We start from the raw sequence: 14,151 nt of genomic DNA on the forward strand, positions 1-14,151 counted from the left end.
GTCACGACATCGCTACATAAATATTCAAGGAGACCCATCATGGCCAAACTGCTTAAATCGACCGTCTTTAGCTCCGACACTTCCCCGAAAGAAACGTCACTGGATAAGACCACGCGCATTATGCGGCGTATTACTCAGGACGAGGCAGAAGTACGTCATCAGAAGACAGCCCGACTTCGCAAAGCCCGGTTTGAGAGCGAAGCCAACTCGTCGGACAGTTAATTCAGAAGCTGACATTCGTAGACTGCACTGCATTTGGAACAATGGGCTCACAGCCTTCATTTGCTGCGTCTGCGCGACTAAAAGAACGGGTCGATGGCCAAGCGGCCGCTTTCTGCGAAATGCCAGATTTAGCCCGATCGCGCTGTATGAAAGTGCTTTCAACACATCCGCCATTGGTGCCAAGCAACACGCAGCTTATGCCACTGCTACCTGCGGACAGGTGACTTTAACGTTGGTTTGCCCTACTCTCGTCCTTCGCGACCATACAATATAATCGAGGGTCTTAGTGAACACGCGCTTTTTAGAAACTTTTGTCACGGTCGCCAACTTGGGAAGTTTCCGGGCGGCTGCTGAGCAGTTGAATGTCAGCCAAGCAACGGTGTCCAGCCGGATTTCGTCTCTGGAGACGGACCTTCAGGTAGATCTGTTTGACCGTGAATTCCACGCGACACGGATCACGGTGGCTGGGGCAATGATCCTCGACAAAGCGCAGGACATGCTGGCGACGGAACGTAATTTGCGTAACACCCTGTCCGATCCTACCACCGCTGCGGGGCGGGTGCGTCTGGGGCTGGTGTCTTCGGTCGTGCATACCTGGCTGTGTGACCTGATCGAAGAGGTGGCGCGCAGCTATCCCCGACTGGAGCTAGAACTGACGGTCGAGCCCACACCAAACATCGCCACTGCCTTTGAACGCGGTGCTTTGGATATGTTGCTGACGACAGAGGATCGTCACGATGAAACCTGTGTCAGCGCGGATTTGCCGCCGCTGGCTATGGGCTGGTTCGGCCCTGAGGGGATGCGCCACGAAAAACTGTCCCTCGCCGATGTTGTCACCAGCCCGCTGATCACATTTACCCGCAATTCGCGGCCTCACGCCAATGTTCTTGCGCTTTTTAGCGACCGCGGTCTGCGCCCTTCGATTGTGCATTGTATCACCTCGATGGCAGCGATTGCCCGACTGACACAGCGCGGACTTGGGATTGCGACCTTGCCACTGGCCTGCGATTTGGCGGGGCCGGGCATTTACGAGCTTGATGTTGATGCGAAACTACCGCCTCTGCCCTTGTATTGCATCTGGCGGCGAAGCTCCGATGTGGCAACTTACAAGGCAATTGCCGAGCTGGCGCGGGCCTGCGCAGAGCGCCATCAACAACAAACTTGATGCAGCCAGAAATGGTATGATCGGAAAACCCTATCACCCCCCCCTGAATAATCCCGTTTGCCCATAGACCCAATCTTGGCGACTGTGGCGCAACAACAATCGACAGAGCTTGACCGCAGATCAACGGAGGTGGGCCGTGCCCCGCCACGTGACGAGATGGCTTTGTCCAGGGATTAGGATGCATAATGAGCAATATCCGTACGACAGATCAGGCACAGCTTTTCGTCTGGAGCGATATCGACCCCGATCACGAGGCCGATTTCAATCAGTGGTATGACCGTGAACATATGGAAGAACGCGTTCGCATTCCCGGCTTCACTGGTGCACGGCGCTATCGTGCGGTATCGGGCTCTGCACGCCGCTACCTTGCGCTATACCGCGCCACCAGCCTCGCCGACTTTACCTCTGATGTTTATCGTAAGGCCTTTACCAAACAGACCCAGTGGTCGATCACCAACTTCGGGCGGATGTCCAACACGCGCCGTCGGGTGATGCATGTCGCCCAAGAGGGCGGCTTTGGCTGGGGCGGTGCGCTGGTTCTGATTGAACTGGTGCCGGATGCAATGGATACCACTGCCGTTGGCGAAGTGCTGAGCGAGTTGATGGCCGAAGAAGGCGTGCTGCGTGTGCACCACATGATCCCCGACGAAACCCTTTCTACCCCGCTGCCGTCTGAGACCACCGAGGGGCGCGTGCTGGCACCCTGCATCGCCGTGGATGTAACCTCGGAGCCGATTGCCGAAGCGACCCTGCGCCAATTGACCGAAAAGCTCGGTGGTGCAGTGCGCGAGGCCGAAACCTTCCGCCTGATGTGGTCACTGGACGAAAATGACCTGCCCGCACTTGAAGACTGAGACATCTACCCTGTTCTGCGAACACGACAGGACAGGGACAACAAACCACCCAACAAGGAGATACCTCATATGAAACACCTTCTCATAGGTACTGCGATCGCAGCCCTCACAGCCGGTCTGGCACATGCCGAAACCTGGAAAATGTCAGCTGACGCGCCAGATGGAAATTATCTGACCAAGAACATCCGCGCCTTCGCCGATGATGTGGCCCGCCTGTCGGATGGCGCACTGGAAATTGACGTTGTGTCGAATTCGGTACTGCTCAAGCGCCCGGAACTAAAGCGCGGCGTCCAGCGCGGTATCGTTCCCATTGGCGAAGTCCTGATTTCGGCGCTTGGCAACGAAGACGCTGTTTACTCTGCTGACGCTGTGCCGCTTCTGGCGACGACATTCGACGAGGCCCGCACCCTTTGGGAGGCGTCCCGTCCTATCTACGAAGAAAAGCTGGCAGAAGACGGGCTTGTCTTGTTGTTCGCCGCACCTTGGCCTCCACAGGGCGTTTACATGAACCAAGAGGTGACCGACGCATCCTCCTTCGAGGGTGTCAAATTCCGCGCCTATAACCCGTCGACCGCGCGTCTGGCCGAGCTTTTGGGCGCCGTTCCGGCCACCATTGCCACCGCTGAAATCAGCCAAGCTTTCTCGACCGGTGTCATCAACGGCATGATCACGTCGCCTTCGACGGGTGTAGACAGCCAAGCGTGGGATTTCGTGTCGCATTACTATGACGTTCAGGCCTTCCTGCCCAAGAACATGGTGATCGTGAACAAAGGTGCCTACGACGGCTTGTCGGAAGAAGTGAAAACCGCGCTGCAGGAAGCGGCTGAACTCGCGGAAACCCGTGGCTTTGAAATGGCCGAAGTGGCCACCGGCGAAGCAACCGACACAATGGCAGACAATGGTATGAACGTCCTGCCGACGCCCGAAGGGCTGGCCACCGACTTTGAAACTATTGCCGCGACAATGCGTGCGGAATGGCTGGAACAAGCGGGCGAAGACGGTCAGAAGATCGTCGATGCTTTGAACTGATCCTAGCAGGCCCGGGCAGTCAAACGCCCGGGCCTATTTTGCAAACAGGTAGGGGTGTCCGCACCCTGCCGCCTCTCTTTATCCGGAGCCCGCCGCCATGATGCTGACCCGCCATCTTTTCAATTTTTGCGGAGCCTTGGCCGCGCTGTCCCTACTGGGAATCGCGGTCTTGATTTTGTCGCAGATTGGCCTTCGATTGATGGGAAGCCAAATCCCGTCGGCCGATGATTTCGCGGCATGGGGGCTCAGTGCGTCGATCTTCCTTGCCCTACCTGCCACGTTTATACGGGGTGATCATATTCGCGTCACATCACTGCGGCAGCTGATGCCGGATGGACTGGGTCATATCGCTGATATTCTGGCGGCAGCCTTTGCCACCGCGATGATGGGCTGGGTCGCTTGGGCGATCTTTGGCTACGTCCAAGAAAGCTGGACCTATAACGAAGTCAGCCAAGGCGTAGTCGCTGTCCCGCTTTGGTTGCCACAATCTGCAATGGTGCTGGGTTCGGTGCTTTTTGCACTGGCTTTTGCCGAACGTACGCTGCGCCTGATCCTTAGGTTGCCAGTTGAAAGCGATGATACCAACGAACAAGGTCGGGGCGAGTAATCATGGATATTTTTCTGCAATCGGCCGTTCTGGTCGTTACCTTGCTTTTGCTTTTGGGGCTGGGGGTTTGGGTTGGCGTAGCGCTCATGGCGTCGGGCGTGGTCATCTTCATGATGTTCACCTCAACGCCGGTCGATGCGATCCTCGGTACCACCATGTGGGCCCATTCCGCCAGCTGGACGCTGACAGCGTTGCCGCTGTTCATCTGGATGGGTGAAATTCTCTATCGTACACGTCTGGCCGAAGACCTATTTTCCGGCCTCGCCCCTTGGGTCGGTCGACTGCCCGGCGGTTTGGCGCATGTGAACGTTGTGGGCTGCGGGATATTTGCCGCTGTGTCGGGATCATCGGCGGCCACCACCGCTACAGTGGGCCGCATTTCCCTGCCCGAGCTAAAATCGCGCGGCTATGCCGACCGGCTGGCCATTGGCTCCTTGGCCGGATCGGGTACGCTTGGCCTCTTGATCCCGCCGTCCATCGTGATGATCGTCTATGGTGTCGCGGCCCAAGTGTCCGTGAACCGCCTGTTTATCGCGGGCGTGATTCCGGGGCTCATGCTCATGGCGCTGTTTTCGGGCTATATCGCAATCTGGGCAAAGATGAACCCCGACGGCGTTCCTGCCCCCGAACCACGCATGCCGTTGGCTGAACGTCTGCGCCGCCTGCGGATGTTGTTGCCGGTGGTCGGGTTAATTATCGGGGTCATCGGGTCGATCTATGCTGGCGTGGCCACCGCAACCGAAGCGGCCGCCATCGGCGTCGCCGGCGCACTGATTATCGCGGCTTTTGGGCGTTCACTGAACGCCGAGACTTTCATATCCTCATTGCTGGGTGCCACCCGGACCTCTGCCATGATTGGGTTGATCCTGCTTGGCGCAGCCTTCCTGACTTCGGCGATGAGCTTTTCCGGTCTGCCCGGGCAACTGGCGGAAATTATCTCTGCCAGCGGGTTGGGCGCACCGGGGTTGATTGCGGTGCTCACCGTATTCTTCGTTCTCCTTGGTTGTTTTCTTGACGGGATTTCTATCGTGGTGCTGACGACCTCGGTTGTCATGCCCGCCGTGGCAGCCGTGGGGATCGATCCGGTTTGGTTTGGTATCTATCTGATCATCGTCGTCGAGATGGCGCAGATCACGCCGCCGCTGGGATTCAATCTTTTCGTGATCCAGAACCTGACGGGCAAGTCGATCTTTGAGATTACCCGCATGATCGTCCCCTATTTTATGATCTTGGTGCTGGCCGTGATCCTGCTGACGGCATTCCCCGGCATCGCGACATGGCTTGTAGAGCCAACGATTTGAAGGACAACTTGATGACACATATTTCCCAATCCCTACTCGACGCAGCCCGTACCCGCGCAGCCGCGCCCGATTTCACCCGCACCTTCGATGATCCGGTCGAAGGCGAAGGACCGCTGTCAGGGCTGAATGTGGCGGTCAAAGACCTGTTCGACGTGCGTGGCCAAGTCGCCCATGCAGGATCATTGGTACGTAAGGGCATCGCGCCCGCCGCCAAGGACGCCGTCGCGGTCTCTCGGTTACGCAACGCCGGGGCGGGGCTCATCGGTCACGCCAATATGACCGAGTTTGCTTACTCTGGCCTCGGTCTGAACCCACACTACGGCACCCCCCTCACCCCGTTGCGGGAAGGCTGTATCGCGGGCGGGTCGACCTCGGGCGGTGCCTCTGCCGTGGCACGGGGTATGGCAGATATCGCGCTTGGCACAGATACGGGCGGCTCCGCACGTATTCCGGCCGCTTTTTGCGGGCTATTCGGGTTTAAAGCAACGGCGCAGACGATCTCCCGCGAGGGGGCTGTGCCGCTATCGCATTCGCTTGATAGCGTAGGCGTGCTGACGCGAGACGTGGGGCTGCTTCGTCCCGTGCTGAACGTACTGCGCGACCGTCCTCTTTCTCCCTCTGCCACACCGCGCGCTGTCATCGTGCCGGAAAACTTCGGTATGGACGATTTGGACGCCGAGGTTGCAGACGCCTTCGAGGCCGCTCTTGATGCGCTTCAGGTATCCGGAGTCAGCGTACGTCGACAGACACTGGATTTCTTCGATGACTATCGTGCCCTGCCCGTTTGGCATTTTTCAGCAGTGGAATCCCGCGCCCATCACGGAGCCCATTTCGACACGGCCCGCGAAACGCTTGATCCGCGTGTGGCCTCGCGTATGGCACGCGCCGATGGTGTCACCGCTATCGATTTTGCCCGCACAATAGCCGCGCGCGAAGCCCTGATCGCACGGGCCGCGCGCCTGTTCAGTGACACGCCAGTAGCCCTGCCAAGCGTGGCCATCATGCCACCAAAGCTTGATGATCTGCGCGACGATGCCACCTATGACCGCATCAATCTGCTCGCGCTCCGCAACACCAGCCTTGCGAATGTTATCGACGGCTGTTCGGTCAGTATGCCGATCGCCAGCCATCCCGGTGCCGGCCTGATGTTAACCGCCGCTGCGGGTCGGGATGCTATGTTGCTCAATATGGCTGAAACGTTACAGGGTGCGCCATGAGCGAAACGGCCGAGCGGCCCTCTGCCTATGTGGCCTTAGGTCCGCAGCGCTACCGCGTGACCCATGTCAGCAGTCCAATGCTGTCAGGTATCTCTGATGTCGCGGCGTTGGGCGACAGGATCGTGGTCCTCAGACGGCAAGCGCCCGAACTGGTCATGCTTGGATTGGACGGCACCTTACTTGGCGAAAGCGCAGACCTACCCCATTTCGTATGCGGTCACGGCCTGCGGGCGATTGGCGCAGGGCAATTAGCTGCGACGGATATGGACGGCCACAAGATTGTGCTGTTTGACGAGCGTATGCGGGAAACTGCCCGAAAGGACTGCGGCGAGCATCCCGGCTTGGGTCGGCCTTTCAATCATCCCTGTGATTGCACGCGTGGTCCGGATGGGCGCTATTATGTCGCTGACGGATATGGAAACAGCACGGTTCATATCTTTGGTCCAGACATGCGCCACCTCAAGACCTTTGGACGCCCCGGGACTGAGGCAGGCGCATTCTCGACGCCGCATAGTCTATTGTTCGACAGTCAAGGCAGGCTGTGCGTGGCAGACCGTGAAAACAACCGTGTACAACTGTTTGACCCCGAGGGCACATGGCTGGGTCAAATCGAAGGCCTTTACAAACCAATGGCGCTCGCTTTGTCTCCCAATGGCCTCCTGCTCGTCACTGACCAGACCCCCCGGCTGTCTGCCTATGCCCCAGATGGCCAGTTGGTTGGACGCTGTCGCACCTTTTCGACCTATGGGATGGTTTAGCTGTTCAAAACGATGGAACCATCGTGATCGCAGAAATGAATCCGGATCGTGTGACCCTTCTCGTCCCGGTGCCCAATGCAGGCGCATGTTAAGCGTCCTGCGGGGTTCAACCGAAGCCTGATGAGTGAACCTACGTTATTCCGAGGCAGGCAAAATGGTAGAGGGTGTCCACGCTGTCCACTTCGAGCCAACCAACGCGAATGTTCACATCAAAACCATCGTTGATAGGGTCTATCTTTTGATCCGAGAAGGCCAACGACAGGGCGACCTGCGGATGAAGGTGTGCGAACTTGGCGATGACCGTCGATAGCGATGAGGACGACATGAACGCAGGCATCGACACCCTCAGGCACCCACCGGTTCCAGTGACAGCGCGTTGAGTTCAATCAATCCGCTTTCAGCACGTCGGTCACACACGCATAGAAACTGCGCCCTTCATTGCTGAGCGCGATCTTGCGGGTCGTGCAATAAAGCAGCGTCGCGCCGAGGAAAACTTCGATTTCTTAAGCGGTTTCGCTCTCCCGCGAAGGCACCCCACCTATGGCTTTCGCCGCTGCACGAAGTGAGCTTTCGTCGACTACCCGCGCGAAGATGGCCAAAGCGGGCGAGATCCCCCCAGTGGTCGCCGAAACCTATCCGCTGCGCGATCTGCACGCGGCGCAATTGGCATTCCTGGAAAAGTCGCACATGGGTAAGATCGGAGTGGCGATCTCGGGCGGACCGTGGCAGGCGAAGCAGTGGCGTTATTTGGCTTGAGATTGAAGGCGCGCCAAGACGTCCATCGCCTTTGAAGCCTTGTCCGACGGTACAAACACATGGTCGTGATGGTACGCGGCGATCATGTTGCAGGGAATGCCGGCCTCCCCCAATGCGTTTGATACGGCGGCCGTAAGCCCGACCCCTTCCAGAGAGGAATACACATTAAGTGTTATGCACCGCATGGGGTGCGCCGCATCGAAACCGGCTTCTTCAGCTACGTCGGCAGGAACAAGCAACGACATCCCTTCGGCTTCCTTGAACGTCGATATCGCTTGGGATGAGAGTGCATTGAAGCATGCGGGGTCATCCGTTGTGATAAACACGAAAACGCCCGGTGTCAGTGTTGGGGTCATACCTGCGATCATATCGTGGGCTGTATGGGCAACTTCGGGCATTTTGCTCTTTCCATCGAGTGTCATTCGGGCTGTATCTGACGTCCTCAGCCGCAGTAAGTCGAGGCAATCTTTTTGAAGGCTGCACGTTTGCTTTGGCGTTTGGCCGACGGGTTTCGATGCGTCGCTTCCTTGATTTTTTATTTGGCTGCCGCTCACGGTGATGCAAAAGGGCGTCGGCTAAGATACGACTGCCAGCGCATGATCTTCTTGCGCTGGCAGTCAGAGGTTTTAGCTGGCGTCTTTGAACTCGGCATACTCACCGCGAACGCGCACGGTCACCGTGACGGCAGTCTTGTCACGATTGCGCCAGAACCAACCGTGCTGACCCGCAAATCCGGCAGTGATTTCGCCCTCTTCACCGGTCGAGCCGCGGCCTTTTTCGTAGGTCTCGGATTGGCCCGACCCATGACCGTGCAGGTCAAAGTTCACCCGGCCACCCTCGACCAGCATGACGAATTCAGCGGTCTGGCCTTCCTCCATCACCAACTTCCACTCGGCAGACTCGCCGGAAGGCAGCGTGAAGGTGATCTCATCACGCCATTCTTCGGCGGGCTCGGATGCGACTTCTTCGGCATGGGCGGCCCCGACGAAGACGTTGAAGATGTCGTTCATCAGGCTGGATTGCTCTTGGGTCACAAGCGCGCCCTGCTCTTCCAGTGCCTTGATACTGTCCGCTTCGGCCTCTGCCGCAAGCTGGCTCTTGATCTCGCCCATTTCGGCCAGACCGAGCATGCCGCCGATTCCGGTGGGGTCGATGTCGTATTCCGCGGGCAACACCACGGTCACAAGGATCGCGACAGCACTGACCGCAGCAATGGCGGTGGAGCGGATGAGCTGCGCGGAGGTGGGCAATTCATTGAGGCTTGGTTTTTCTGCGTTGAACATTTGGTTCTCCTATTTACTTACGCGGCTACGAAATAGCCGGTGATTTGAAGGCCCATGAGGATGAACCCCATAGCCATCATGATGACGTTTGCTGTGTAGGCTTGGCGGAAGAAGTTGGGTGATTTCCGCCAAAAGCCCATGACAATAAGGATGACGGCAAGCGCCATCAGCTGGCCCAACTCAACGCCCACATTGAACGCCAGAAGGTTGGCCAAAAGGCCGTCGGGGGCGATCTCGTAATCGAGGAGTTTGGTGGCCAGACCGGTGCCGTGGAAGAAGCCAAAGATCAGCGTTGCGATCTTGGTATTGGGCTGCACACCAAACCAGCGCTGATAGGCACCAAGATTGTCGAGCGCCTTGTAGACGACCGACAGACCAATGATGGCATCAACGATATAGGCATTGATGCCCCAGCCGAACCAGACGCCGGCCAGCATCGTGGTCGAATGCCCGAACGCAAAGATACTGACATAGATGCCAACGTCTTTCATCTTGTAGAGGAAGAAGACGACGCCGAACAAAAACAGGATGTGGTCGTAGCCCGTCACCATGTGTTTCGCACCGAGATACATGAAGGGAATGATGTTCACCCCCCAGATCTCCTGAATATAGCCCGCATCCCCGGGCGTGACATTATGCGCCAAGGCATAGCTTGCGCTCTGGATGAGCAAGGTAATTGTGACAAGAGACAGGATCGCGATCCGGCGTGCGCCAAAATCGGTCCAGCCCCGTGGGACTGTGTTCATGGATTGAACTCCGCGTATGTGGTTTGTGATAAAAGGGAGCGCCTGTAGGGGCGCGGCCAATCACACGCGCGGCGGACGTTCGATCAGGTAGACCCTTGAGATATTTGCAGATGTGGCACTGAGCCGCCATGCAGCCCTGAAGACGTCGACGGGTTGCGCGGCCAAGGCGCGGCCAAGCACGACGGCTTGGCTATGATCATGGTCCGCACGGTCGTGGCTGTGCCCGTGCATGGCCCACGCAAGGTCTTCTTCCATCCCGTGAGAATGCCCGTGGTCCGCAATCAACTGCTCATGTTCTTGAAGAACCTCCGGCACCGCAGGAACATGGGAGGACGTCGGCACCACGGACCAGACAAGCACGGCCACACAGAGAAGCATCGCAAACGCGGCTTGCCCAGTTGTCCGTAAAAAAATCATCAGCCCTGTCCGCCCTCTCGTCCAAAATGCGGCGCTCTTTGCCGTCTTGCTCTATCCCCCCTAGGGGGATACGGTCCTAGTATGTCAGACACCCACACTCATGCAAGTCATCCCGCCCTCATCGCCCGGCTGAAACGTGCCGATGGGCATCTGCGTGCGGTGATCGCGATGTTGGAAGCGGGCAAACCCTGCGTTGACGTGGCGCAGCAGCTGCAGGCCGTTGAAAAGGCCGTGACCAACGCCAAGCGCGTGTTGATCCATGACCACATTGACCATTGTCTTGAAGTCGATGGCTCCGAAAGTGACCGCGCAGAGCTCAAGACCATCACCCGCTACCTCTGAGGGCATTATGCTGGCTGTTCTATCGGATCGGACCTACAGACACCTCTACCTCGCCCAAGTTGTCGCGCTTTTGGGCACTGGCTTGGCGACAATGGCACTTGGCCTTATGGCCTACGATCTGGCCGGGGATCGGGCGGCAATGGTGCTTGGTACCGTCTTTACGATCAAAATGGTGGCATATGTCTGTATCGCGCCCATTGCCGGAGCCTATGCAGAACGTTTACCACGCCGCGCTTTGCTGGTGACGTTGGACCTTGTTCGGGCGGCGGTGGCCTTGGCACTCCCCTTCGTGACCGAGGTTTGGCAGATCTATATCCTGATCTTCTTCCTGCAATCGGCCTCTGCCGCGTTCACGCCGACCTTTCAGGCAACCATCCCTGACGTGCTGCCGGATGAGGCGCGCTATACCAGAGCGCTGTCCTTGTCCCGTTTGGCCTATGATCTTGAGAACATCATCTCGCCCGCGCTGGCCGCTTTGCTGCTGACGGTGATGAGCTACAACACCCTGTTTCTTGGGACGGCTATAGGTTTCGCGGCCTCAGCGTTGCTGGTGGTGACGGTCGTTCTGCCCGACCCCAAAGCGACAAATCCGCGCGGAGTTTATGACCGCACGACGCGCGGTCTCCGGATCTACCTCGCAACGCCGCGGCTGCGCGGGCTGCTGGGGCTAAACCTCGCGGTGTCGTCGGCGGGCGCGATGGTTCTGGTGAACTCGGTCGTGCTGGTGCGGGGGCAGCTGGGGCTTGATAATACGGCACTGGCTTGGTCGATGTTCGCCTTCGGGGCTGGCAGCATGATCGCGGCGCTGGTTCTGCCCAGAGTGTTGGACCGGTTTCCAGACAGACCCGTGATGCTGACCGGTGCTTGGCTGATGGTGCTGGCGCTGTTTGGGATCGCATCGGGCGTCATAGGCTTCGGACTATCTTGGCCCCTGCTGCTGGCGATCTGGCTGGTCATCGGGCTGGGCAATTCTGCGGTTTTGACCCCATCGGGCCGTCTCTTGAGCCGCTCGGCCCATCCAGAAGATCGGCCCGCGGTATTTGCAGCGCAATTTGCACTTTCTCATGCCTGCTGGCTGCTGACGTATCCGCTGGCAGGTTGGCTCATGACCGCATTCGGGACTGTTCCAGCGCTGCTGGTGCTGGGTGTTTTAGCTGCGTTCGGCATCGTAGCTGCCTTGCAGTTTTGGCCAACTGCTGCGCCAGACAACCTCATTCATAGGCACCCTGATCTGCCTCCCGATCATCCTCATTTGCGACGCTATGGTACCGAGAACCACCAGCACGACGTTCATATAGATGATCTTCACCGCCAGTGGCCTGAGAGTTAATCTGTTGCAACCCCCGCGGCCTGGAAACGATGCTGGCGACATCCTAACCCTCCTTGCAATTGGGCTAACATTGGGCTCCTCTCACGCCCAGAAAAACGTGTTGCTTCGGACATTTGTGCCAGAATGCGCAACCCTTACCGAGAAGACCGCTACGAGATCCACAGACCACGTCATGTTCGTCGCGTCCGGCACGTCTCGCGATCGCTTGGCACCTTGGCGAGAAGATCATCAAAGCGTTGATTTAAGATATTCGAAATGACGTTGGGCCATACCACGATAGGCTTTCCAGCCTTGCGCAGTAGCTTCTGCGACAGTATCGCTCAGCACCGCCAAAGGTTCCCCAGATGAGAGAGCGAGTATCTGGGTTTGGGCGGCTTTCTCGAAAAAATAGAGGTCCTCGAACGCCTCCGCGACTGTGGGGCCGGTCACTGTGATGCCGTGATTTCGCATGACCAGAACAGTGTTGTTCCCCATCGCTTGCGCTAGGTGGGCTCCTTCCTCTGCGCTGTCAGAGATACCGCCAAATTCCAGATCATACCCGACCCTGCCCCAAAATCGCGCAGTGTTGTTATCAATCGGTAGCAATGTGGGATCCTTCAGGCTGGCCAAGGCCGTCGCATAGGGCGAATGGCAATGCAGGATGACGCGCGCGGCGGGGATCTCGCGGTGTAGCGTCCCGTGCACGGCCCATGCGGATGGGTCCGGTGCATTGTCGCCCAACATCGTCTGGTCATCATCCACATCCAGCAACAGTAGGTCATCAGGATCAATCGTTGCGAAATGCTGCCAGCATGGATTCAGTAGAAATTGACGCCCGTCATCGGACACAGCCGCGCTGAAATGGTTGCCGACGGATTCGCTCCATCCCATTTGGTGGCATAGACGAAATGCAGCGGCGAGGTCTGCACGTAGGGCCGCTGTTGTATCAATTTCTGACTGCACATTCATGATTTAAACCGCCCTTCGGCGACAAGTGACCGGTACGTTGACCGCATTTCTGCCCTGTCTGTATATGTTCCGCGTAGATAGCGTTCACCGCTTGTCGCGGAATAGGCAGCACGTCCATGCACAATACGGTGGTTGTCAAATACGATACACTCCGTCGCTTGGAGCGTAAATTTCATGATGTATTTATCATCCTGCAACAGCTTTCCGAACCGACAGAAAGCGGGGTAATAGGTGTCCAACACCTCCTGCGGTAGGTCTATCAGATCTAGCATATGCTGGCTGATTGTCAGACCGGACACCGCGCCATTCTGGTCAAGTTCAATAACGCGCTGATGACTGCGCATGTCATAGTCATCATGCTCGCAGTAAAACGGGACATTGATTTCCGACAAGAGCTTGAAGCCCTCCGGGTCGATGTCGCGGAAATCATTGGCCGCTGCAACCCCGTCGCCAAACAGATTCAAACCCCCTTCTACGCTGTTGGCGCGCATGTGCAGATATTGAATGCCGGGCGCGGCCTCTTCTGCGGGGACATCCGTGTGCAGCTCAAGGGCCGCAGCGGTATAGGCGCTGTTGGTCGGTTTGATATGCGTTCGCACGTCAAAATAGTCCCCAAAGAAAGTTGGGCGCACGGTCCCCGCCAAATTCGCAAGATCCGTAAGCGCTGCATCTGTATCCGGCATCTGGGTCACGATAGAAATGCCTTCAACGATCATCGCCTCAAGCCACGCCGTCCGCTTGGTTCGATCTGTCTTTAACTCATCAAGGGTGAAACGGGTCACATCTGCCAAGTGATCTCCGAACCACGGTTTGCGTGGCAAATCGGCGGGGTCGGGCCGTCCTGTGCCATTTGCATATGTCTCCAGCGTTGTCAGCGGCATGCGCGTCACGTGGTCTTCATCAGCCCATGTGATCACCAAATTCTCGTTTTCGAGCTGAGCTGCACGGGCCCGCGGAGGAAGGTCTAAATGAAAGATATCAAACGTCCGCTCACGCGTGACGCTACTGAAGGATGTAGGACAATTATCGCGCAGCCAGTAGTAGTTGAAATAGGCCATCTCAGCGTTTGACAGTGCGATACGCAGGCCGTTTTCTTCTAATAAAACATGCGTTTTGGGTGAGGTTTGGATGTTCATGGTGTGATCCTTGTGCAAGGTGACATGTTTCATAGACCTT

Annotated in this window: 18 protein-coding genes; 11 read left to right on the plus strand and 7 right to left on the minus strand. The window is 57.5% G+C overall.

Translation table 11 applies throughout. From position 1 onward, the window contains the following. The first annotated feature begins 39 nt into the window (after positions 1–39). The 8 genes from GLP52_RS17245 (at position 40) to GLP52_RS17280 (ending at position 7,153) form a co-directional block, all read left to right on the plus strand. Positions 40–222: a hypothetical protein gene (locus GLP52_RS17245; protein ID WP_237273813.1), complete on the plus strand. Its 183-nt coding sequence runs from the start codon at positions 40–42 to the stop codon at positions 220–222. A gap of 286 nt (positions 223–508) precedes the next feature. Next, entirely contained in the window at positions 509–1,387 is an 879-nt protein-coding gene (locus tag GLP52_RS17250; protein ID WP_237273814.1) for a LysR family transcriptional regulator, read from the plus strand. A gap of 185 nt (positions 1,388–1,572) precedes the next feature. Further along, positions 1,573–2,241, plus strand: coding sequence for a DUF4286 family protein (locus tag GLP52_RS17255; protein WP_237272877.1), 669 nt, complete (start codon positions 1,573–1,575; stop codon positions 2,239–2,241). A gap of 69 nt (positions 2,242–2,310) precedes the next feature. Then, positions 2,311–3,270: a TRAP transporter substrate-binding protein gene (locus tag GLP52_RS17260; RefSeq protein ID WP_237273815.1), complete on the plus strand. Its 960-nt coding sequence runs from the start codon at positions 2,311–2,313 to the stop codon at positions 3,268–3,270. Between the two features lie 97 nt (positions 3,271–3,367). Then, positions 3,368–3,877, plus strand: coding sequence for a TRAP transporter small permease (locus GLP52_RS17265; protein WP_237273816.1), 510 nt, complete (start codon positions 3,368–3,370; stop codon positions 3,875–3,877). Positions 3,878–3,879: 2 nt separating this feature from the next. Further along, positions 3,880–5,178 carry a TRAP transporter large permease gene (locus GLP52_RS17270; protein ID WP_237273817.1) on the plus strand — a complete coding sequence of 433 codons (1,299 nt, stop codon included), beginning with the start codon at positions 3,880–3,882 and terminating at the stop codon, positions 5,176–5,178. Between the two features lie 11 nt (positions 5,179–5,189). Beyond that, positions 5,190–6,395 (plus strand): amidase family protein, encoded by a 1,206-nt coding sequence (locus tag GLP52_RS17275; RefSeq protein ID WP_237273818.1) that lies wholly within the window; start codon positions 5,190–5,192, stop codon positions 6,393–6,395. Next, positions 6,392–7,153: a hypothetical protein gene (locus GLP52_RS17280; RefSeq protein ID WP_237273819.1), complete on the plus strand. Its 762-nt coding sequence runs from the start codon at positions 6,392–6,394 to the stop codon at positions 7,151–7,153. The genes GLP52_RS17275 and GLP52_RS17280 overlap by 4 nt, the downstream gene beginning before the upstream one ends. A 130-nt stretch (positions 7,154–7,283) precedes the next feature. Here GLP52_RS17280 and GLP52_RS17285 read toward each other — a convergent pair whose 3' ends face one another. Then, complete coding sequence (locus tag GLP52_RS17285; protein WP_335755029.1) at positions 7,284–7,490, minus strand: hypothetical protein; 207 nt, start codon at positions 7,488–7,490, stop codon at positions 7,284–7,286. Between the two features lie 203 nt (positions 7,491–7,693). Here GLP52_RS17285 and GLP52_RS17290 point away from each other — a divergent pair, with 203 nt between their 5' ends. Then, the gene (locus GLP52_RS17290) at positions 7,694–7,909 is read left to right on the plus strand and encodes a hypothetical protein (RefSeq protein WP_237273821.1); all 216 of its coding nucleotides are present in this window, start codon (positions 7,694–7,696) and stop codon (positions 7,907–7,909) included. Here the strand turns inward: GLP52_RS17290 and GLP52_RS17295 are convergent. The 4 genes from GLP52_RS17295 to GLP52_RS17310 form a co-directional block, all read right to left on the minus strand. Then, positions 7,897–8,331 (minus strand): ACT domain-containing protein, encoded by a 435-nt coding sequence (locus tag GLP52_RS17295; protein ID WP_273073409.1) that lies wholly within the window; start codon positions 8,329–8,331, stop codon positions 7,897–7,899. The genes GLP52_RS17290 and GLP52_RS17295 overlap by 13 nt on opposite strands. 204 nt (positions 8,332–8,535) lie before the next feature. After that, positions 8,536–9,192 (minus strand): transmembrane anchor protein, encoded by a 657-nt coding sequence (locus tag GLP52_RS17300; protein WP_237273823.1) that lies wholly within the window; start codon positions 9,190–9,192, stop codon positions 8,536–8,538. 17 nt (positions 9,193–9,209) lie between these two features. After that, positions 9,210–9,938 (minus strand): HupE/UreJ family protein, encoded by a 729-nt coding sequence (locus tag GLP52_RS17305; RefSeq protein ID WP_237273824.1) that lies wholly within the window; start codon positions 9,936–9,938, stop codon positions 9,210–9,212. A 60-nt stretch (positions 9,939–9,998) separates the two neighbouring features. Then, positions 9,999–10,355 (minus strand): hypothetical protein, encoded by a 357-nt coding sequence (locus GLP52_RS17310; RefSeq protein ID WP_237273825.1) that lies wholly within the window; start codon positions 10,353–10,355, stop codon positions 9,999–10,001. Between the two features lie 81 nt (positions 10,356–10,436). On the opposite strand from GLP52_RS17310, the gene GLP52_RS17315 reads away from it, so the two are divergent. Together GLP52_RS17315 and GLP52_RS17320 are read left to right on the plus strand one after the other, a co-directional pair. Next, the gene (locus tag GLP52_RS17315) at positions 10,437–10,697 is read left to right on the plus strand and encodes a metal-sensing transcriptional repressor (RefSeq protein ID WP_237272889.1); all 261 of its coding nucleotides are present in this window, start codon (positions 10,437–10,439) and stop codon (positions 10,695–10,697) included. A 7-nt stretch (positions 10,698–10,704) separates the two neighbouring features. Continuing rightward, entirely contained in the window at positions 10,705–12,027 is a 1,323-nt protein-coding gene (locus GLP52_RS17320; protein ID WP_237273826.1) for an MFS transporter, read from the plus strand. Between the two features lie 228 nt (positions 12,028–12,255). Here GLP52_RS17320 and GLP52_RS17325 read toward each other — a convergent pair whose 3' ends face one another. Next, positions 12,256–12,975 (minus strand): class II aldolase/adducin family protein, encoded by a 720-nt coding sequence (locus GLP52_RS17325; protein ID WP_237273827.1) that lies wholly within the window; start codon positions 12,973–12,975, stop codon positions 12,256–12,258. Continuing rightward, positions 12,972–14,111, minus strand: coding sequence for a TauD/TfdA family dioxygenase (locus GLP52_RS17330; protein WP_237273828.1), 1,140 nt, complete (start codon positions 14,109–14,111; stop codon positions 12,972–12,974). The genes GLP52_RS17325 and GLP52_RS17330 overlap by 4 nt, the downstream gene beginning before the upstream one ends. Positions 14,112–14,151 lie beyond the last annotated feature (40 nt).

Source organism: Sulfitobacter sp. M22 (assembly GCF_021736025.1).
Taxonomy (GTDB): Bacteria; Pseudomonadota; Alphaproteobacteria; order Rhodobacterales; family Rhodobacteraceae; genus Sulfitobacter; species Sulfitobacter litoralis.

Bases quoted from the DNA above. Each gene is read 5' to 3' on its own strand.
- GLP52_RS17275 (WP_237273818.1), top strand. From the start codon at position 5,190: ATGACACATATTTCCCAATCCCTACTCGACGCAGCCCGTACCCGCGCA.
- GLP52_RS17285 (WP_335755029.1), bottom strand. From the start codon at position 7,490: ATGCCTGCGTTCATGTCGTCCTCATCGCTATCGACGGTCATCGCCAAG.
- GLP52_RS17270 (WP_237273817.1), top strand. From the start codon at position 3,880: ATGGATATTTTTCTGCAATCGGCCGTTCTGGTCGTTACCTTGCTTTTG.
- GLP52_RS17300 (WP_237273823.1), bottom strand. From the start codon at position 9,192: ATGTTCAACGCAGAAAAACCAAGCCTCAATGAATTGCCCACCTCCGCG.
- GLP52_RS17255 (WP_237272877.1), top strand. From the start codon at position 1,573: ATGAGCAATATCCGTACGACAGATCAGGCACAGCTTTTCGTCTGGAGC.
- GLP52_RS17260 (WP_237273815.1), top strand. From the start codon at position 2,311: ATGAAACACCTTCTCATAGGTACTGCGATCGCAGCCCTCACAGCCGGT.
- GLP52_RS17245 (WP_237273813.1), top strand. From the start codon at position 40: ATGGCCAAACTGCTTAAATCGACCGTCTTTAGCTCCGACACTTCCCCG.
- GLP52_RS17295 (WP_273073409.1), bottom strand. From the start codon at position 8,331: ATGACACTCGATGGAAAGAGCAAAATGCCCGAAGTTGCCCATACAGCC.
- GLP52_RS17305 (WP_237273824.1), bottom strand. From the start codon at position 9,938: ATGAACACAGTCCCACGGGGCTGGACCGATTTTGGCGCACGCCGGATC.
- GLP52_RS17330 (WP_237273828.1), bottom strand. From the start codon at position 14,111: ATGAACATCCAAACCTCACCCAAAACGCATGTTTTATTAGAAGAAAAC.
- GLP52_RS17315 (WP_237272889.1), top strand. From the start codon at position 10,437: ATGTCAGACACCCACACTCATGCAAGTCATCCCGCCCTCATCGCCCGG.
- GLP52_RS17325 (WP_237273827.1), bottom strand. From the start codon at position 12,975: ATGAATGTGCAGTCAGAAATTGATACAACAGCGGCCCTACGTGCAGAC.
- GLP52_RS17265 (WP_237273816.1), top strand. From the start codon at position 3,368: ATGATGCTGACCCGCCATCTTTTCAATTTTTGCGGAGCCTTGGCCGCG.
- GLP52_RS17310 (WP_237273825.1), bottom strand. From the start codon at position 10,355: ATGATTTTTTTACGGACAACTGGGCAAGCCGCGTTTGCGATGCTTCTC.
- GLP52_RS17290 (WP_237273821.1), top strand. From the start codon at position 7,694: ATGGCTTTCGCCGCTGCACGAAGTGAGCTTTCGTCGACTACCCGCGCG.
- GLP52_RS17280 (WP_237273819.1), top strand. From the start codon at position 6,392: ATGAGCGAAACGGCCGAGCGGCCCTCTGCCTATGTGGCCTTAGGTCCG.
- GLP52_RS17320 (WP_237273826.1), top strand. From the start codon at position 10,705: ATGCTGGCTGTTCTATCGGATCGGACCTACAGACACCTCTACCTCGCC.